The organism is Pedobacter hartonius (genome assembly GCF_900107535.1).
Classification (GTDB): domain Bacteria; phylum Bacteroidota; class Bacteroidia; order Sphingobacteriales; family Sphingobacteriaceae; genus Pedobacter; species Pedobacter hartonius.
The window spans coordinates 35,694-54,378 of sequence record NZ_FNRA01000001.1 but is presented as its reverse complement, the minus strand read 5'-3'; the positions used below and the strand labels follow the sequence as shown (position 1 = coordinate 54,378).

At 41.1% G+C, this 18,685-nt stretch carries 20 protein-coding genes and 1 pseudogene; 13 read left to right on the top strand and 8 right to left on the bottom strand.

Annotation, left to right across the window (positions count from 1 at the left end; translation table 11 throughout):
• Positions 1-10 precede the first annotated feature (10 nt).
• Positions 11-757 (bottom strand): aldo/keto reductase, encoded by a 747-nt coding sequence (locus BLW16_RS00300; RefSeq protein ID WP_090554116.1) that lies wholly within the window; start codon positions 755-757, stop codon positions 11-13.
• Here BLW16_RS00300 and BLW16_RS00295 point away from each other — a divergent pair.
• The 6 genes from BLW16_RS00295 to BLW16_RS00270 all read left to right on the top strand — a co-directional run bounded on the left by BLW16_RS00295 (position 667) and on the right by BLW16_RS00270 (position 5,370).
• The gene (locus BLW16_RS00295) at positions 667-1,218 is read left to right on the top strand and encodes a C40 family peptidase (protein WP_245735086.1); all 552 of its coding nucleotides are present in this window, start codon (positions 667-669) and stop codon (positions 1,216-1,218) included. The two genes, BLW16_RS00300 and BLW16_RS00295, sit on opposite strands and share 91 nt — an antisense overlap.
• Positions 1,203-1,706 (top strand): hypothetical protein, encoded by a 504-nt coding sequence (locus BLW16_RS00290; protein WP_139298220.1) that lies wholly within the window; start codon positions 1,203-1,205, stop codon positions 1,704-1,706. Before BLW16_RS00295 ends, BLW16_RS00290 begins: the two co-directional genes overlap by 16 nt.
• A 241-nt stretch (positions 1,707-1,947) precedes the next feature.
• The gene (locus BLW16_RS00285) at positions 1,948-3,363 is read left to right on the top strand and encodes an aminotransferase-like domain-containing protein (RefSeq protein WP_090554112.1); all 1,416 of its coding nucleotides are present in this window, start codon (positions 1,948-1,950) and stop codon (positions 3,361-3,363) included.
• 82 nt (positions 3,364-3,445) lie between these two features.
• Entirely contained in the window at positions 3,446-3,718 is a 273-nt protein-coding gene (locus BLW16_RS00280; RefSeq protein ID WP_090554111.1) for a helix-turn-helix domain-containing protein, read from the top strand.
• 4 nt (positions 3,719-3,722) lie between these two features.
• On the top strand, positions 3,723-4,400 hold the full coding sequence (locus BLW16_RS00275; RefSeq protein ID WP_090554109.1) for a hypothetical protein: 678 nt from the start codon (positions 3,723-3,725) through the stop codon (positions 4,398-4,400).
• A 370-nt stretch (positions 4,401-4,770) separates the two neighbouring features.
• Positions 4,771-5,370: a hypothetical protein gene (locus BLW16_RS00270; RefSeq protein WP_090554108.1), complete on the top strand. Its 600-nt coding sequence runs from the start codon at positions 4,771-4,773 to the stop codon at positions 5,368-5,370.
• 78 nt (positions 5,371-5,448) lie between these two features.
• Here the strand turns inward: BLW16_RS00270 and BLW16_RS00265 are convergent, their stop codons facing one another.
• Positions 5,449-5,670 (bottom strand): hypothetical protein, encoded by a 222-nt coding sequence (locus tag BLW16_RS00265; RefSeq protein ID WP_090554106.1) that lies wholly within the window; start codon positions 5,668-5,670, stop codon positions 5,449-5,451.
• 244 nt (positions 5,671-5,914) lie between these two features.
• Here BLW16_RS00265 and BLW16_RS00260 point away from each other — a divergent pair.
• Both BLW16_RS00260 and BLW16_RS00255 read left to right on the top strand, forming a co-directional pair.
• Positions 5,915-6,400, top strand: a pseudogene (locus tag BLW16_RS00260) (chemotaxis protein CheB); the annotation flags it as partial.
• Positions 6,401-6,805: 405 nt separating this feature from the next.
• Positions 6,806-7,885 (top strand): sensor histidine kinase, encoded by a 1,080-nt coding sequence (locus BLW16_RS00255; protein ID WP_090554103.1) that lies wholly within the window; start codon positions 6,806-6,808, stop codon positions 7,883-7,885.
• Positions 7,886-7,985: 100 nt separating this feature from the next.
• On the opposite strand, the gene BLW16_RS00250 is transcribed toward BLW16_RS00255, so the two are convergent.
• Positions 7,986-8,633, bottom strand: a complete 648-nt coding sequence (locus BLW16_RS00250) for a PRC-barrel domain-containing protein (RefSeq protein ID WP_090554102.1) — start codon at positions 8,631-8,633, stop codon at positions 7,986-7,988.
• A gap of 283 nt (positions 8,634-8,916) precedes the next feature.
• Positions 8,917-10,407: a PAS domain S-box protein gene (locus BLW16_RS00240; protein ID WP_175470442.1), complete on the bottom strand. Its 1,491-nt coding sequence runs from the start codon at positions 10,405-10,407 to the stop codon at positions 8,917-8,919.
• 270 nt (positions 10,408-10,677) lie between these two features.
• On the opposite strand from BLW16_RS00240, the gene BLW16_RS00235 reads away from it, so the two are divergent.
• The 3 genes from BLW16_RS00235 (at position 10,678) to BLW16_RS00225 (ending at position 12,483) form a co-directional block, all read left to right on the top strand.
• Positions 10,678-11,022, top strand: coding sequence for a hypothetical protein (locus BLW16_RS00235; RefSeq protein WP_090554097.1), 345 nt, complete (start codon positions 10,678-10,680; stop codon positions 11,020-11,022).
• On the top strand, positions 10,991-11,578 hold the full coding sequence (locus tag BLW16_RS00230) for a PQQ-dependent sugar dehydrogenase (protein ID WP_090554095.1): 588 nt from the start codon (positions 10,991-10,993) through the stop codon (positions 11,576-11,578). The genes BLW16_RS00235 and BLW16_RS00230 overlap by 32 nt, the downstream gene beginning before the upstream one ends.
• Before the next feature lie 167 nt (positions 11,579-11,745).
• Positions 11,746-12,483, top strand: coding sequence for a DUF3891 family protein (locus BLW16_RS00225; RefSeq protein ID WP_090554093.1), 738 nt, complete (start codon positions 11,746-11,748; stop codon positions 12,481-12,483).
• Positions 12,484-12,601: 118 nt separating this feature from the next.
• On the opposite strand, the gene BLW16_RS22875 is transcribed toward BLW16_RS00225, so the two are convergent.
• The 4 genes from BLW16_RS22875 to BLW16_RS00205 all read right to left on the bottom strand — a co-directional run bounded on the left by BLW16_RS22875 (position 12,602) and on the right by BLW16_RS00205 (position 15,801).
• Positions 12,602-12,751 carry a protein-tyrosine phosphatase family protein gene (locus tag BLW16_RS22875; RefSeq protein ID WP_139298219.1) on the bottom strand — a complete coding sequence of 50 codons (150 nt, stop codon included), beginning with the start codon at positions 12,749-12,751 and terminating at the stop codon, positions 12,602-12,604.
• A 177-nt stretch (positions 12,752-12,928) separates the two neighbouring features.
• The gene (locus BLW16_RS00220; protein WP_090554092.1) at positions 12,929-13,474 is read right to left on the bottom strand and encodes a sigma-70 family RNA polymerase sigma factor; all 546 of its coding nucleotides are present in this window, start codon (positions 13,472-13,474) and stop codon (positions 12,929-12,931) included.
• Between the two features lie 569 nt (positions 13,475-14,043).
• A complete protein-coding gene (locus BLW16_RS00210; RefSeq protein ID WP_090554088.1) occupies positions 14,044-15,108 on the bottom strand; it encodes a PAS domain-containing sensor histidine kinase in 1,065 nt (354 codons plus the stop codon).
• A 36-nt stretch (positions 15,109-15,144) separates the two neighbouring features.
• Positions 15,145-15,801, bottom strand: a complete 657-nt coding sequence (locus tag BLW16_RS00205) for a response regulator transcription factor (RefSeq protein ID WP_090554087.1) — start codon at positions 15,799-15,801, stop codon at positions 15,145-15,147.
• Between the two features lie 370 nt (positions 15,802-16,171).
• On the opposite strand from BLW16_RS00205, the gene BLW16_RS00200 reads away from it, so the two are divergent.
• Entirely contained in the window at positions 16,172-16,966 is a 795-nt protein-coding gene (locus tag BLW16_RS00200) for an SDR family NAD(P)-dependent oxidoreductase (protein WP_090554085.1), read from the top strand.
• Between the two features lie 316 nt (positions 16,967-17,282).
• Positions 17,283-18,347, top strand: a complete 1,065-nt coding sequence (locus tag BLW16_RS00195; RefSeq protein ID WP_175470441.1) for a DUF748 domain-containing protein — start codon at positions 17,283-17,285, stop codon at positions 18,345-18,347.
• The last annotated feature ends 338 nt before the right edge of the window (positions 18,348-18,685 follow it).

Below are 18,685 nucleotides of genomic sequence, written 5' to 3'. Positions count from 1 at the left end.
TTTAATAAAATTAATACTTACCAGGTATCATATTAGCCAGCATAGGTACCGGCGCCGGTTTAAAACCATTAATCTCCACACCGCCGTGCTGCATCATCGGTATCATCGTTGCGTATTCTGAAAGAAACGTTACCGGCGGGGCAGACAGCTGATCGAGTGAAGCAACCTCCTCTGCCGATAAATGAACATCTGCTGCGGCAATATTAGCATTCAACTGTTCCGTTGTGCGCACTCCGATGATGGTAGAAGTAACACCCGGCTTATTGTTTACCCATGACAGGGCAACTGCTGCTGTTGTAGTGTTGTGCACTTCGGCCAGGCGTTCCAATTCGTCAATAATACTCAATTGTTTTTCGGTAAGCTCGGCACCACCGTTGCGGTCAGTGAAACGCCCATCTACTTTACCCATATTTTTCCGGTTATATTTGCCTGATAGTAATCCACTTCTTAAAGGTGCCCATGGAGTGATGCCCAAACCCAGTTCCAACGCCATTGGTATCAATTCTTCTTCCACTGTGCGTTGCATGAGCGAGTATTCAATTTGTAGACCGATAAATGGTGTCCAGTCTTTAAACCAGGCAGCAGTTTGTGCCTGCGCTATTTTCCATGCGGGGGCATTACAAACGCCGATATAACGTATTTTGCCGCTTTTCACTGCATGATCTAATGAACGCATCGTTTCTTCCATCGGCGTTGAAAAGTCCCAGGAATGGATCCAGTAAAGATCAATATAATCGGTTTGCAGCCTGCGCAGCATCCAGGTTTACCATCACTGAGATTGCACGCAACGAAATAGGAGTGAGGGAGCTGACCGGGCATAATGACGGCCGGAGGGTTGAGGCCTACCTGTCAACTGTAAAGCTCCGGAAAGGGCAGCCCTGGTGTGCCGCATTCATCAGTTGGGTGTACGCAAAGGCGGGATTTCCAAAGCCAAGATCGGGCTGGTCTCCTGATCTCTTTCCTCCTTCCAGGCTGGCACGGTCAGCACTTCCGGGTAATGTGGCCGGAATCTATTTTCCGGATCTGAAACGTATAGCGCACGTTGGCCTGGTGGTGGAGCAAAAGGGCAGCTGGGTTTATACCATTGAAGGAAATACCACTGTAGAGGGTAATAGGGAAGGGGGTGGCGTATTTAAAAAAATAAGGCATATCAGAACCATTCACAGTATTGCCGACTGGGTAACGGAAAGGAGGACACCGCAATGGGAAAACAGATAATTCTATTGATTATACTCGTGATGAGCAGCTGCAGTCTATTCAAACGGAATACCAAATCGACAGATGAAAGTTTCAATGCGCGGAATTCCATAAAAGATTCAAACACAACAACATCATTTAGCAGGAAAAACGAGGGGAAGCAAATTCTCTTTCGCAGGGATTCTTCTGATGCGAACTACAAAATACATTTCTGGCCAAAGGGAACATTTCGCTTTTCTCCGGATGGTGTTTTCTCCGGAGAGTTTGACAGTATACTGATGGAAGGAAAACAAAATCAGCTGATCCATAGTGCCGGTGTGCTGAATTCCAGGGAGTTGGAACATGGAAAATCATCTGAAATTTTTCATCAAAAAGACCAGATGGAAGCTGGTGGAAAAAAAGTTATGAAAACTAAAATTCCAGACCTGAAGGTGTCAGCCATATTGTTCTGTCTAGTAATTGTATCAATTTATCTTGGATTCAGGTGGTTTTTTTCTTCTAAAAAGTAACGTTTTACAGAGTTTTTAAAATAAACTGTCACTTGATTCGGTTATATTAAAGTCGTTTTAAGAAACGCATGGAATAGAGTTAATCCACTATTTCATACATTAATTACCTTTTGAGAAACAACTGAAAGAACTGCTGACATAGTAGGATTTTAAAAAAATTTTAATAAATAAACCAAAATGATCGTTTTTGCAGATGCTAAACTGTCTATGTCGTATTAAATTTGACTTTAAGTTATTTACCTTGAAAAAGCCAACCAAATATTTAACCAGAATTCTAAATAATGAATTGACGGGCCGCGATCCATCACCGCGGCACATTGCCGCTATTATTGCAGGTATGGTAGTAAAACATCAGCTAAAACCAGGAGTGCAGCTTCCAACGCAGCGTCAGATGGAAATTGGCCTAAATGTTTCCAAGTCGGTTATCAGACAAACCTGGCATTTACTGCGTCAGCATTATATGATCATTGATACAAAGAAAAGTGAAGGCACTTATATTATACCCGAACTTTCCCGCGCACTGGAGAAAAGGACCAGATGGCTGATCAGTCAACTTAAGGTGCCAAATTATCAGGCAATGCTTGACAGGGAATATATACCAGGGTTTGACACCTCATTTAATCGTGAGGTTTCGAAGGCCCTTTCCCGGTCGGCCACCCTTCCTTTTTCCAGTCAGCGGCTTAAGGTTATTCCCGATCTGATCACCGAGTTGATGAGAGTGATGAGCAGGAAAATGAATTATCCTTTTACGGGTGAAGAACTTTACTATACTGGTGGGTATGTAGAGCTGATCAGTCATATTTGTGAGGCCTTTTCTTCTGCCAGAAGTATTGTGGCTATGATCGAACCAGCGTCTGGGATTGTATGGAATGCAATTACCAGGGCAAAACGCAAAGTTGAAATTCTAGGCGCGGATGGAGGCGCGGAGCTGATGGACAGATTGGAACTGCTGTGCCATAGCCGGCCTGTAGCGATAGTTTATCTGGGTGCTGCTCCTTATCCACTGCTTACTGAAAAAAGCCAGGCAGTATGGGATAGGCTTTCCGAACTGCAACAGCAGTATCGATTTAAAATATTGCTTGATGACAGGTATCCGGGGCTGGTTCCATGTCCAAATTTATTTGAAAGGATACAGCCCGGCAGCAACCGGTCAGTCATACTGGTCACAGTAGTTTCACTTCATTCGCAGTTGAGTGGGGTAAATGTTGTGGCGGCGTATAAAGAAGATATTAGCCGGATAAAAAAGATGTATAAAACGAGGCTGCAGCAGGTTGATCCTTCAATTGGCTACGGACTATTGGAGTTGCTAAAGAAAGGCCAGCTCAATCAGCACGAGCGTGACGCCTATATCGCCATACGGTCAATGGTGTCAGCGGCAAAGAAATTATTACAGGCGTCTGGCTTGTTTAAAACAGAGTTCATTCGCAACCAGCAAGGCTACTTTTTCTACCTGGAACTGCTTGATGGAAGCTTTCACAGAAATGTATATAAAAAATTTGCAAAGATAGACCTGTTTGTAATGGATCCATCGGCTTATAGATGTGGCCCGCCGTTCCAGAATGGCATCCTCATTAGCCTGGCGTATTATACGTTGGAATCTACTATGGTGAAGGATTTGAACAAACTCATTGTCAACATAAAGAATATGAAAAAATAATCTGGAAGTGTTAATGCGTGCGCACAAACTGGCATTCCGGATTTGATAAATAGTCTAATAATAACTTTAAAACTTAACAAAAATGAAAACTACTATTGCTCAAAAAATGGACAAGGTGCTTGAGGCCGTTTTAAAATTAGACGCCTCCGAACGGCACCGCAGGGAAATGATCGATATATGGAATAAAAAAGTACTTACCAACGCAGATTTTGCCTTACTCTTTCAAATCGACGTGCGGAGCTGCTACCGTTGGAGAAAACAAAAACACATTGTTTACATGAAAGTTTGTGGCAAGATTTACTATAGCTGGGAAGCAGTAATTGCATTAATGGAAGCTAAAAAAATAATCGAATAACACCATGGCTGCAACAAAATTTGAAAGCGGGGATGTGATCCCCGTACTGCTTATGGTGCTTGATATATGCAGCTATTTTTATTCCTGTGTAGCGTTAAAGTTTGCCATTAAGGATCATTATCAGGATTTAAGGGGATTGGTTCGATCTGATACGATGAATGCTTTGAATGCAGATCTGTTGGATTCCCTGGATGATGATCCGGTTATAATGATGATCGGCTCTTTGGTTGGCCACATGTGTGATACCAGGGACCGTATAGCAAACTTATACGGTATCAACGTGCATGAACTACTCACCAACAATATAAGGATTATGACTATAGGTGAAAATTTCTACTGGTCAATCATATGGGATGAATTCCCGGAGGAGGATGAAGAAGAAAACGATTATGATAGTAAAACCTATTATAATGCCCATGAAATTTATGTCATGTCGTTATTTGCTATGATAAAGGCGCTCTTGGAAATGCTTTGCAACGGAGAGGTAAATCAGGATAACTTCCTGGAACAGGAGGATTGTTATTACGAGTTTAATCTTGATGATCATCACGATCAAACACATATCCATGTAATTAACATTTTAATTGACTTTGATATTGTATTAAGGCAACATTTTGATGCCATCGCAGCGCATGAATTTAATTTGAAACACAATCAGAATGGCTTTGACGTTTCCAGCTAGTTCCTGCCTTAGAAAACATCCGAAAATTATTGTAATGCAATCCTAACGTTGTGACTTGTGGGCATATTGCGGTTGAAATAAATAAGGTCAGGTCAAAACAATTGACAACGCAGAGTGTTCTCCAATTCATAACTATTTACGTCTTGTTTGATAATTACTTACCCTTATCAGTAATGTCTACTGGTAAGGGTTTTTATATCTTTTCATCCAACTACAGATACAACATACCGTGCCCCTCCGTAATGGCCATTGATCTGGTTCATGATCTTACTCAAAAATATTATTTGTATTCATTCTTAATAGTGGTTATTATTCTTAGCTTTACTCACAGAATGATAATCATATTTTCAGGGAATTTAAATTTTAACAGATGAAAAGAGTAGCTGGTTTAGCTTTTATTTTTTGCTTTATTTTATTGGGTTGTAAAAAGGACAAAGGTGCCGCGCAGGACATTGAAAAGGCAGGCAGCAATAAAACAGACTATACGAAAGAGTCTATCAAAGCAATGGAAAATCTTCGTCCGAAACTTTATGGTACCTGGAGTATGGAAAAGATAACTGTAAAGCCGGTGTTAAGTGCAGCAGGCGAACTTGGTTTTAAAAGAGATACCACATTACTTAATCTGGCCAGTCTGAACATCGATAGAGTAGATTATTCTTCGCAACCTGGTAATCTTACCAGAAATGACGTTACAGGGATGCTGAAATTCAAAACAAAATCCTACCCCGTGGGATTCAGAATGTTGGCAACCCCCACCTGGATCACCGAAGGCATTGGGCCACAAACTTTTGCTCTTTTCGAATTTAGATTTCCGGTAGGATCTCACCTGACAGAGACTGAGGAAGCCTATCTCAGCAATCTTACACTGATCGGAGAGAATTATTCTATAAATATGAGTAAGGATGGCAAAACCATGATTTGGAAAGGTTTAAACAGGGCTATCGAAAGCATTGAATTTGTCAGGAAGTGACGGTTTGGTTGTTAATTCACACAATAGCTTACCCTCAGCTTCGGACATTGCTGTGAGTTTGTTCGACTCTGTGCTGGTTTATTCTGCAGCCAGCCCATCTATATAGGCGCCTATCAGAATGACGTAACGCTGCTCCAGATAATCTTCTGTACGCTGCAGCCACTGGTTGCCCACTTTGTACAGCATGATTTCTTTACCACCTGAAAAAGATAGTTTCCATACTCTCAGTTTTTTAAAGGTAATGGCGATGATCTGGATGACTTGCGTAGTGCCATCTTTTAACCTGATTTTGTAATTCATTGTGATTATGGTAATCCGTTACCGGCGTCTGGAACTCTAACGCATCAAAGTCATATATCTTACAGGCTCCTATGTCCTACTTCAGAAACTTTTAGCTATATGGCTATTTAAATCTTAAACAAGCTGGTTTTTGCTTTGTTAACTTTTTGTAATTTTAGCATATTAATAATGAACAAGTTGTTTTTTACAGTAGGTATAGGCGCTTCAGCTGGTGGTCTACCTGCGTTAATTTGAATTCTTCGAACAGATTCCGGCAAATTCCAAAGCGGCCTTTATCGTGGTTATGCATCTGGTACGTGACCGCCGTAGCGCTCTTGACGATATTTTATCTAAACATGTTTTGCTTCCAGTAATCCGTGCCGAATATGGTATGGTTTTGCAGGCTGGAAAAATTTACTTGATTGTAGAAAATACAACGCTGACTGTTGAAGATGGGCTGCTCAAAGTTAAGGAGAGGGATTCTTTACCTATTAACTCTTCCGTAAATATATTGTTTAATTCCCTTGCTGATGATTTCAGAGAAAAGGCTATTGTTATTATTTTATCCGGTGGCGGGGATGATGGGTTGAAAGGCGCAGAAAAGATTGAAGAAATGGGTGGAATGGTGTTGGTTCAAGATCCTTTTTCTGCTGAGGTTACTGGAATGCCTTATTCAGTGATAAGGGGTAATCATGCAGCTGCAATTTTAAAACCTGCTGCTCTTGCGCGATTGATAAACAACCTTGTGTAGAATAAAAATTAATAAATTATATCTCGGATCTTGGCACAATTGGTGTTCATATCTTATTGTCAGAATAATAACTTACATGAAAAAACTATACATTTTGCTGGCACTTGGCGCTAGTCAAATGCCTGTATATTTTATTAAAGAAATCTAAACAAAGTGTATAGCTGTATGTTTATCAAATCTCATCAGTGAATGATGCGTTTAAATTAATTAATGAGGCCCTTACCAGCGGATGCTGATAAGGGTTTTTTATGCGATTGCAATTGGAGTGATGTCATGTGCTACCCTTGGGCGGCTTTTTTCGTACCCATATACGCAGTTATAGGTAGCGGTTGAGGCGATGCACATAACCAAAGGTTTATTGTTACCTTGCACGAGGTTATTTTCAAGCACCTAAATTATTGGATAATGCAAAGTAAAAGCGAACAAATCAATACGCTGACCGAACACAATGATGAACTCGAAAATTATTTCCGGAATACCATCATTCCTCAGCTTTTTGTTGATTCCCAGCTAATCCTTCGAAAGTTTACGCCCCCTGCTATGAAGCAGTTTAATTTAAAAGCTGAGCATATTGGGCAACCGCTGGCCAATGTCAAAGAGAATTTTAGGTTTCCCACCATCCTGGACAATATCCAGCATGTGATAGACTCCAGTGAGATTCTGGAAAAAGAAATACAAACAACCGACCGCCGGTGGTATCAAATGAATGTATTGCCTTATATCGTTCAAAAGAACAATAAAACAGATGGTGTGATCATCACCTTCATAGACATCACTGCGCGGATCAGAGACCTGAAAGAGCAGGAAAAACTGATTGCCGAGCATGAACTGTTAATGGATACCATTGCCCATGACATTAAAAATCCTTTGACATCGCTCTCGCTGACCATAGAAATGCTTAAAAAGCTACCTGAAAAAGGTATGGCGAAGCTTCCGGCAATGTTGGGAACGGCGGAGAGTAGCCTGATGAAAATGAAGGATATTATTGCTGATCTGGTGCAGAACCGCTGGCAAGGCCAGAGATACCTTGCAGTAGAAGAATTACTTGATCTACAGAATATTCTCGAAGACGTCAGGCTGACTTTGGCGGCTCAGTTGCAGGAGTCAAAGGCGGTCCTGGAGGTAAAAATCGGTATATCTGAAATTACTTTTGCCCGGCGCAAGCTTCGGAGTATTCTTTATAACCTGGTTAGCAACGCGATCAAGTACAGTTCTGCGGACAGAATACCACACGTACAGATCAAATCCATGGAGCAAGACGGATTTATGGTCATTAGTGTTTCTGATAATGGAATCGGCATTGACAAGCAGCATCTGAATACCATATTTGAAAAATATCAGCGGGTTGCAAGTAAAGCAGAGGGCAACGGTGTAGGGTTGTATTTAGTTAAACAAACGTTGGAAGCAGCCGGCGGAAAAGTAACCGTAACCAGTAAGCTGGATGAAGGTTCGGTGTTCAGTGTCTTTTTAAAATTGACTGAATAGACATTCCATTACGCTCTTGACTTCTTTAAGACCGATGCTGCCTTTCTTCAGGCGATTGTCTTCGTTCATGATTTTATCTTCAGCTTGGGGCGCCAACGGATCATATTCCAAGACTGTCCTTTATTGCATTTGTGGAAAGGTCTATTTCAAGTGAGGAATCATGCAATTTCATTTCCGTTATACGCTTAGGCGAAAGGATTATTTTCTTGCCCGGAAACCAATTTCCTATATAGACGATCAGAAAGCTAAGGCTCCACGTCCTTTCATCTACGATGAAATCCTCTACTGTACCAATATTGCCGTCTGTGGCATGAATTTCATATCCGGTAACATCATCTGTACTGAGCAGATGCGGATCTGACGACTGCTGATTTGTATGCTGTTCTGAAACCCCTGCGCCCCCATAAAAACCGGCTCCCCGGCTGCCATAGTGTTGCCAGGTATAATGCTCATACAACTCGATTTCCTGTTGTCTGGAAATAGTTTGCTCAGTATCTACATCAGGACTGTTTTGGATCTGCCCTTTGCTGAGGTTTACAGGAAATACTTTATTTTTCCAATCCGGCATTTTTAAGGCTGTGGGAGAAATAAGTACTTTACGGCCTGATAGCCATCTTCCTGTTTTTACAACAAGGTAACGGATGGTCCAGGTTTCGTGATCGAAATAGAATTCTTCTACTTTTCCAATTTCGTCATCAATGGCACCCACGGTAAAACCTACTAAGCTATTTACTGTATGTTGCATCATTTTTGAATTAATTCTGTATAAATGAATAAAAGTTAAGTAATCAGGCTCTGATCTCTATATTTTCTCAACCTTTAACAACTCATTTATAAAACAATTTCTCTTGCAGCTAGTTTTCTTAATTTTGAATTCGGGGTATAAATCAAACATTGCGCTATTTGTTGATTCAAACCATAGTGAACAGAACCAGGTCAATAGGGTAAAGTTTACTGAAGCCAGGCTGGCGCGACAGCGTTATCAATTATCCGATGGTAAGTTGCTGCAGGAAAACGGAGGCAGTAAAAGCTTAACCTTCCTGTATTTTTAAAGAAAAGTGAAAAGTTGATCCCGTTTCTTCTTTACTTTCAACTTCTATTTGGCTGTTGTGGTAGCGCAGAATTTCTGAAACAAGGTACAGTCCAATCCCGAATCCTGTTACGCCGTTTAATTTTTCGTTGTTAACTCTGTAAAAGCGTTCAAATAATCTCTTCTGGTCTGCCTTGCTGATGCCTATGCCCTCATCACTTACAAATATCTTTACCTTTCCGGCCTGCTTCTCGCAACCAATAGTGATTGTTCCCCCCATAGGGGAATATTTAATCGCATTGCTTACCAGATTCATTAAGACCTGTCCGATCTTGTCGCGATCGGCGTGCAGGTTAATCGCTTCACAATCAAGTAGCTTTATCGTATGTTTTGAGGTGAGCAAGTTGGTATCCCCGGCAATTTCCTCTACTAATGGGCGTAACTCAAATGTTTCGTTATGAAGGTTTATCTTCCCATCTTCCATTCTCGCCATATTTAAAAAGTCATGGATCATCGAGATCATCTTTTTCGCTTGAACCTCAATCCTTGTGATTATAGGCAAACTCAGATCCGTACCATCTTTTTTTGAATTTTTGATCAATAGCTGAACATAGGATGTGATCGCGGTCAAAGGCGTTTTCAGCTCATGGCTGACCATCGACACAAAATCATTTTTCCGCTGTTCCTCCTGCTTTTTTTCCGCAATATCCCTCGCTATAGTAGATAAGCCGACCATGTCGCCCTTCGCGTTCCTGATGGGTGATATGGTTAGGGATACATCGAGTACATTGCCGGTTTTGGTAAGCCGCTTTGTTTCAAAGTGCTTTACCTGGTCGCCGCTCCGCAACCGGGACAGGATGTGGAATTCTTCATCCTGGCGGTCTGATGGTATCAAACTTTGGATCGGATGTCCGATTATTTCAGCATCTGTATATCCAAACATTCGTTCTGCCGATTCGTTCCAGCTGGTTATGGTCCCTTCTAATGTTTTACTAATGATAGCATCATTAGAAGAATCTATAATAGCTGCAAGCTGCGCCAGTTCGAGCAACAGCTCCCTGTTTCTTTCTTTCTCTTCAATGATTGCCGTAATATCCCTGGTGAAACATCGGGTATGCACAAATTTGCCGTCCTTCCTCAGCACATTTGAACTGATCAGTACGTCCTTGACCGATCCGTCCTTGCACTTAAGCCTTGCCGAATAATTTTGAAGTGTTTCATTGTTGATCAGGCGGGTCAGGATATCATTTATAACCTCCTGGTCAGCATGAAAATTACTGATCGGAAATCCGATATATTCTTCTTTTGTATATCCGAAGGTATCCAGTTCAGCTTGATTCGCCCATATAATTATCCCTTCACCATCAACCCAGTGAAGGGGCAGTGAAGCATTCTCAATAAAATCGGTTAGCTCTTCAACCCTCAGTCTCAGTTCTTCATTTTCTTTTTCAGATTGGGCAAGCTTTTCATCAAGGTTCTTTATATCTTTCATAGACGTAGCAGAGCAAAGCATTTGCTTATCGCATCATTCCAGGCTAAAGATAGCGATTATAACACCATGTGTATTCGAATTGATTATTGAATATTTCATTTAAACTTGAATTGGCTAAACCTAACATGCGCGAGCCCGAATGGCGCGCTCTGTTGCTAGTCATCATTCCGGTCAGACCTGGGTACTTAAAGATCAGGTACGCATTTTAATAATAGTTTTTTGAGTTAAACAATTCCCTATTGGGATAGTTATAGGCTCAAATTTGCTTATATGAAAATCATAACAATTTGGTTACTATTACTTATTTCCGTCAACACTCGCGCACAAATAGCCATCAACGAAAAGGATGTAAACTTTGACCTTCGCATTGTTGCAGATAAATTGAGTGATCCCTGGTCGGTTGCTATAGCACCCGATCAATATCACTTTGATGGGACACAGCAAAATAATGACGGTGGAGAACCAAATTCAGGAGGGTATTTTTACAAGATCAGAATTGTCAGATATAGTTATGACCAGGTATCAGCAAAGCTGATCACTCCTGTAATTATATGCGATAGCATCCCGGGCAGCAGTGACCATAATGGTGGAAGACTCGGTAATCGGATATGCTGATGGAAACTATGATGGCCTTGCAGCATCCGTATCAACAAATACAGGCCTGCCTGGTATGTGGCATACCACTTATCCGTTAATAGGTAGCGAAATACAGAACGCAAGGGCGATGGGCCTCAATTACCGCAACCCGGTTGTGAGCCTTGATCCCGCTCAGCCTGAGACAATGAAAAAACTCTTTCGGTCAATTATCTCCACAAAAGATCAGGAATGGGATTCTTATGCGCCTTCAAGTATAGCTGTATATACTTCGTCAGCTATTCCTGGCTGGAAAAATTCTGTGCTCATCCCTACTTTAAAAGTCGGAGCCCTGTTGCGGATCAAACTTGATACCGCAGGAAATAAAGCTGCCAGCAATATTTACAGTTATGTGAAAGGAAATGTTCGCTACAGGGATATTGCCATTTCTCCTGATGGGCTAAAAATTTATCTGGCTGTAGATAGTTCTTCAGTTACATCGGGACCATCAAAAGAGAATCCACAGCAAATATCTTATCGGGGATGCATCATAGAGTTATCCTACAAAAGTATACACAAAGGGCCAGCGAAATTATGAGATCGTCAAGATCAGGTTTTCTGTACGCTCGGTAGTATCATTCATTATGGAGAACTTGGCCTATCTCCGATCCTGTGAAGATTGACGCAGTGTATACATCAGCAGATGGATAACCGAATACTGCAGAGCGAGAGGACATCGAAACAAGTTCGCCCGGCAATTGTTCAATGAGGACTAAAGGAAACCAGATGATTGTCAATTATACAGAATCGGGATGGCAAATCATTACGCAGCGCTCGCATGGCTTGCTTGCTGCGAAGATTTGCGCGCACTGGAGAAAAGACCGGCAGCCGGAACGGTGGGTAGAGACGCTGATCGCAGCGGCCGAGCACGATGATGTATATAATGAGTGGGAGAATGAAGATTTATTGAATGAGACCGGAGGACCGGTTAATTTCAAGCAAACAGGTTTTAAGCTGGAATATGGCAAGCGGCTGATTGATATGGCTGAGACCAAAAGCGCCTATATCGCGTTGCTGATTTCCAGACACATCCAGTTTGTACATGGTGAGGATTCGAAGGCAAAGACGTTCATCAGCAGTTTGAAAAAAATGGAGAGAAACTGGCTGGAGGTGGCGGGAGTGAATAAGGAGGAGGTTGACCGCGCGTATAAACTGGTGGAGTTTTGTGATGCGTTTTCGCTGTTAATCTGTCAGGGACTCGTGCAGCCTGAGGGCCGAAAAATAGAGATCGGCAAAGGGCCGGATGGCAGGGTATACGAAATGCATGCTTCTGGTGACGATTTGATGATCGAGCCCTGGCCTTATGATACTGATTCAGTTGTCCTGAGCTGGGAATCAAGAACCCTGTCCCAGCTGACTTTTAAAAATGCGGATGCATTTCGAAAAGCGGTTGTTGCAGCAAATCCGGTGACACATCAACTTAGACTTCTCAAATGTTCGTAATGATAAAGTAACCAGGTGAAAGCCATGTTAAGAATATATTCCATACTATTTTTTGCCAAAGTTGGTGAACCACAATGGTCAGCACAATCCCAAATAAATTTATCTACACCTCATTTTCTTATCCAGTACCCTTAACCAGCACTTTTATATCCGGGGGCGTATTGTCTACCGTAGGCAAATGCAGGCAGCTGAATCCTTCGTACTGGGCCTCGCTGTACACAGAATGTTCGCGCATGTTGATGATGGCGGTAATGCCCAGGGCCTTCATTTTACGCAGGCCGACCAGGTTATATGCTTTTGTTAAATAATCTTAAAACATATGTGTTAGGCACAGGGGTTTGGGAGGGAACATTTCACTGGAAACTTTACCAGCTATTAACCTTGATAGTTACGCCGACAACTGTAAAGCTACAGCCTATAAGACAGTTTAGCCAAATGATCAGCTTCAGGATGCAAAGGCGTCACTTATGCCTGATCGTGTGTTCTTCTTTGCGTACATTTTTAGTTTGGATTTTAAAATCTTTCGCGCCATATGAATGCGGGTCTTTACCGTTCCAATCGGAATGGAGAATTCCTCTGCGATCTCCTGATATTTATAACCTTCAAAGTATCTCAGAAATGGTATTGAATAATCTTCCGGCAGCATACTCAACGCCTTGTTAATATCTTCGTTAATAAGCGTTTCAACGCCGGCATTTGTAGTGCTGCTTTTAAGTAACTGATGTGAATGGTAATCCTCAGTTACGGTAAAAATTTTGCTGCGGGTAGTGTTTCTCCGGTAGTTGTTAAAATAGGTGTTTTTTAGGATGGTATATAACCAGGCTTTCAGGTTTGTTCCCTCATTATATAAATTGGCGTATTTGATCGCTTTTACATAGGTGTCCTGCACCAAGTCATTCGCGTCATCCAAATTTTTAGTGAAGCTGATTGCAAAGTTGTGCAGGTTTGTCTTGTAGGTAAGGATACGATAGTCGAAAGGCATGTTTTCCATAATAATCACTGATAGATTTAAGTGTATGATAATACAAATGAGTTATCAACGCACGTACCAATGCCAAACATTTTTGTGATGCCAGTTCTTAATTCTGCATGCCTTTGATTGCGGCGGGGAATCGGGAAACTAGATAAAGCGTGATTTTATGATCATTGAGTGCCTATTTTGCCCCGGATAAGTCATTATTAATCCATTCATGACAAAGACCGGAGATTAAGCATTTCTCACAAACACTTGCAAAGTTGAGATTTGAGCAGTTGCGATTTTTATACATTGTCTGTTATTTATGTATTATAATCTGACAGACATCAAATACGTTTTGGGAAACGTACTGTTACGCAATTTTGATGTTTAAATACCGGATTACGGACCTTGGTTTCCTTTTATTTGTAATCTTTATTCTTAGAAACAGCACTGATGAGTGTGTATAGGCAATTGATGAATAGTCGTATTTCTGACCACAGGTTTTGTGAATTGGTTTGACAATTGCGGCATAGGTTTTGAAAAAAGTAAACATCAAAATTGAACTGAGGATATCGGGTCAAATTCGATGTTTGCTATAATATCTATTTTGGAAGTTCTATATAAAAAGTGGTTCCTTTGTTCTCTTCAGTTTCAAACCAGATCTTTCCGCCATGCCATTCAACGATGCTTTTAATAATATACATACCCAATCCAGTTGAATGTTCGCCATTTAACCCCGTTCTCCCGGCATCTGTAAATTTATCAAAAAGCGTTGCCTGGTATTTTTTCGGGATACCTATACCATCGTCTCCAAGACTTAGGACCACATGTGTACCTGTATCCCTGATATCCAGATGGATATTACCGCCATCCCGGGTGAATTTCAGTGCATTGGAAATCAGGTTATTAATCACCTGCATGAACTTGTCCTCATCCAGATCTATGTAAATATTACTCTTATTGGATGTCCAGGAAAAATTTGTTCTGAGCTGAATTTGCATAGCCAAAAAGTCTTCGGCTGCCAGGCGGGTTTTTTCAACCAGTTCCACCCGTGTCTTCATCAAACGCAGATCGGCGCTTTCGCGAAACTCACGGTCAATAAAATCCCGGATCAGCCTGATGCTGCTTTTACTGATTTTACTGATCAGGTCAATATATTGATTCACTTTAGGGTTAGTGTATTCTGAGGTTTCTCTGCTGAGCAAATCCGACAAATTCTGTATCGTACCAATAGGTCCTGCCAGATCGTGCGTTATCACTGTGAGGATGGTGTTTTTTTTAATATTGTGATTATTAAGGTTCTCCATATTTTCCTTATATACACTAATATCCTCAGCTTGCCCTATAATCAGCTGTTCCTCTTCTTCACAAATAAGGTATGCTTTGATCCTTAGCCATAGCTGATCTTTTATAGGTGTGATTCTGCATTCAAGGTCAGCAACCTGCTCGCCATGGATACAATCATTGATCTTGGAGAGCAGGTAACCCCGGTCATCAGCATGTATGGCTTCCAATATCTGATCTTTGTCGATGTCTATAGAATCCGGTCCAAAGAAAGAAAGACAAGCAGCGTTCATATAGGTGAATTTAGACTCCTGCAGATTAAAGATGAAAAAAAGATCATTAGAACGTTTTGCGAAACTTTCGAAAGGATTGGTGTTAGTCATATAAAAGGATTATTAATATTATCCGATATCAGAAGGTTAACTGATAAGGCCATGCATTACTGCAAATTTTATAAGTTCGGCTGAGTTGCGGCATTGTGCTTTGCCGATCAGTGAACGGCGGTGTCCTTCAACAGTTCTTTTGCTTAAGAAAAGTTTTTCCCCCATTTCGCTGTTCGTCAATCCCTGTGCGATCATGTCCAGCACCTGGATCTCCCTGGAATTAAATTCCAGATTTACAAGCTCGTCTACCGGTTGCTGCACGTTCTGTAATTGCCGGATAGTCAATTTATGTGAGAGGTTGGCACTGATGTACTTACCACCATTACGGATATGATTTATTGCAAACAGCAATTCTTCGGAGCTGATATCCTTGGTCAAATAACCTTCAGCACCGTTGGAGAATGCTTCCGAAATGGATTTATTATCTTCCAGCATCGTCAGAAAAATTACGCCGATAGCGGGGTAATTTGTTCTTATTTCTTTCAAAAGCTCCATCCCGGACGTGTCCGGCATATTTAGGTCGGTAAGGATCAGGTCTGGCAATTCCATATTGTTCTTCAAAATACCGAGAACCTCTGCGCCGGAAACTGCTTCAGCGATAACGGAGATCTTTGGGTCAGTTGCCAGTAATAGTTTTATTCCGCAACGCACTAAATTGTGATCCTCTGCGATAATAATTCTTATTGAATCCATTATGATTAGCTCTGGTTTTAAGTAAGTAATAATACAGTCTTACACTGTCTTGTTTTAACGTATATATACGTATTTATGTTTGAATTTTTTGCCATTAACGCAGGAATATTTGAATTATCATCCCGTAAATTCAGTTTTTCTTTCCGTGATATCAGGATTTAACAGTATCAACCGGTGAATTACAATACCCTAGGAAACACACTTGTATAAAATGATTAAACTTTTTTGGCACAGGAGTGTTCGCACAATTACCTGTCTAAAAAATGATAATCTATGAAAGCAGCAGTATTTCACAACCTGGAGATATCAGCTATACAGCGTAAATGTAGTTCTAAGCCTTAACTTATTAAACAACCTTAATTCATCTACTATGGAGAACACAAATAAATACGCCTTGATCACTGGCGCAACCAGTGGAATAGGTTATGAACTTGCTAAACTTTTTGCCCGTGACGGTTACAATCTGGTGATTGTAGCCCGCGATCAGGCTGAACTTGATGCTAAATCAGCTGAGCTGGAACAGCATATGATACGTGTCATCACTTTTGCCAAAGATCTTTTTGATCCGGAACAGGCCTTTGGCTTGTATGCCGACCTGCAGGCGCAGGGTATCCATGTTGATATATTGGTTAATAATGCCGGGCAGGGTGTGTACGGAGAGTTTGAAGATACAGATATAGACCGTGAACTGGACATCATTCACCTGAACATATCTTCTTTGGTTGTTCTCACGAAGCTCTTCCTTAAAGAGATGACTTCACGAAACTCGGGTAAGATCTTAAATATGGCCTCTATTGCGAGCAAGACTCCAGGTCCGTGGCAGGCAGTCTACCATGGAACAAAAGCATTTGTGCTGTCATTTACCGAAGCTATCAGGGAAGAGCTGCGCGATACGAAAATCACAGTTACCGCGCTGTTGCCTGGACCTACCAACACCGACTTCTTTACTAAAGCAGATATGTTAGACAGTAAAGCGGTGCAGGATAAAGATGCACTTTCTGATCCGGCAGATGTGGCCAGGGATGGCTACGATGCCCTGATGGCTGGCAAGGATAAGGTCATTTCCGGTTTCAAAAATAAAGTTCAGACAGGTATGAGTAGTTTGACGCCAGATAGCCTTGTTGCCCATCAGATGTATGAACAGCAAAAACCAAAAGATCAATAGTATTAAAAAGATATTTACGAGATCTTAAAGGGAGAAGAAAGCCATGATGTATCGGAACTAACAGAAGAAATGGAGTTCCTGGCCAGGATAAACAGCCGACAAGCAAAAGAAATACTGCGGTTACAGATGAAAGTAATTGAGTCTGATATAATTTTTAAAGTTCAACAAAATTGAGAATTTATCTCCCGGACAAAATCCTATTCCGTTTTCATGCGCTAACTGTTGCAATCAAGCGCATTAATTGATCCAGCAAACAAAAAAAAGTAATAAACAATGTCGGTTCTTTTTAGTTTAGATGAGGTCTAAGATCTTCCATATGAAAAAGTTTGCTCCGCAGATTAAACGTTATTATCTTATCATTGCCGTTGTGGTTCTGGCGATATTTGCTTTCCGTTTAGCACTTCCCAATATCGTTAAGAATTATGTTAACAAAAAACTAAATAACCTATCTGGCTATACTGGCCACGTAGATGATATTGATATCAGACTCTTACAGGGCGCTTATGTGATAAAAGGTTTGGTACTGAAGAAGAATACCGACCCTGCAAAGTACCCTTTCCTAACGATTCGCCGAACTGATCTTTCTATTGAATGGAAAGCGATCTTTAAAGGGCGCCTGGTGGGTGAGGTAATCCTGGATCACCCTGTTATTCATATTTTATCCAGTGAGAATTTATCAAAAGAACCTTCAAAAGAGAGCTGGACTAAAACTGTCAAGGCGCTGATGCCAATGACCATCAACAAACTTCTGATTACTGAAGGTAGGTTTGCATATGTTGATAATGAAAAGAAGCCACATACCAACCTGCATATTGATCATATGCATTTGACTGCGACGAATCTGGCGAACGTTGAGAAAGCGGCCGATCCACTTCCATCTAAGGTGGACCTTACAGGGACATCTATTGGTGGGGGACAGTTAAAAGCAGATATGAAAGTTAATGCCCTGAAAGATATCCCTGATTTTGATATGGGAATGCAGCTCAGGGGGGTTAACCTGCTCAGCTTAAATGGCTTTTTGGAAGCCAATGTGAAATTCAACATTGAGAGAGGCAGCATAGATATTTTTAGCAAGCTTAAACTAAAGAATTCACAGATAGATGGATACATTAAACCATTTATAAAAGATCTAAAGGTCCTTAAGGTTAAAAAAGACATTAAGAAAAAAGGCGGCATTCTGCGCGTAGTCAAAAAGGCGGTTGTTGGTCTGTTTGCAAAAGCGGTAACCAATCCCAAGACCCAAAAAATAGCTACAGTGGTACCGATTAAAGGGAATATCAATGATATGAAATCGAGTGGCTGGTCAACATTTCTTGGTGTTTTAAAAAACGCTTTCATCAAAGCGTTCCGGGAAAGCATTGCAGGAGATGTGCCTGGGTAAGAACTGAAAGTTGTTTGCTAAATCTATCTTTAAGTTTTCAATGTCAGCAAGAACGCCTGAGTTTCCAAATGCTTTTGTAAGTTCTTCTTATTCAGTACCGATCTTTTTACGTATGGATGTACGGTCAGAAAATAATGACAGTAGTCATGGAAATGATGAGATCCAAATCAAAGTAGTTTTAGTATATATATGATAGTTTAGGCTAAAAGCAATTATCAAACCGAAACTAAATATTAATTCGCAGAGCATCAGGTTCAGGGAAGTTCAGCCAGCTGGTATTGTGATGATGAGCCTTAAAACTTTATGCATTTAAGCACTTTGCAACAATGACACTGCGA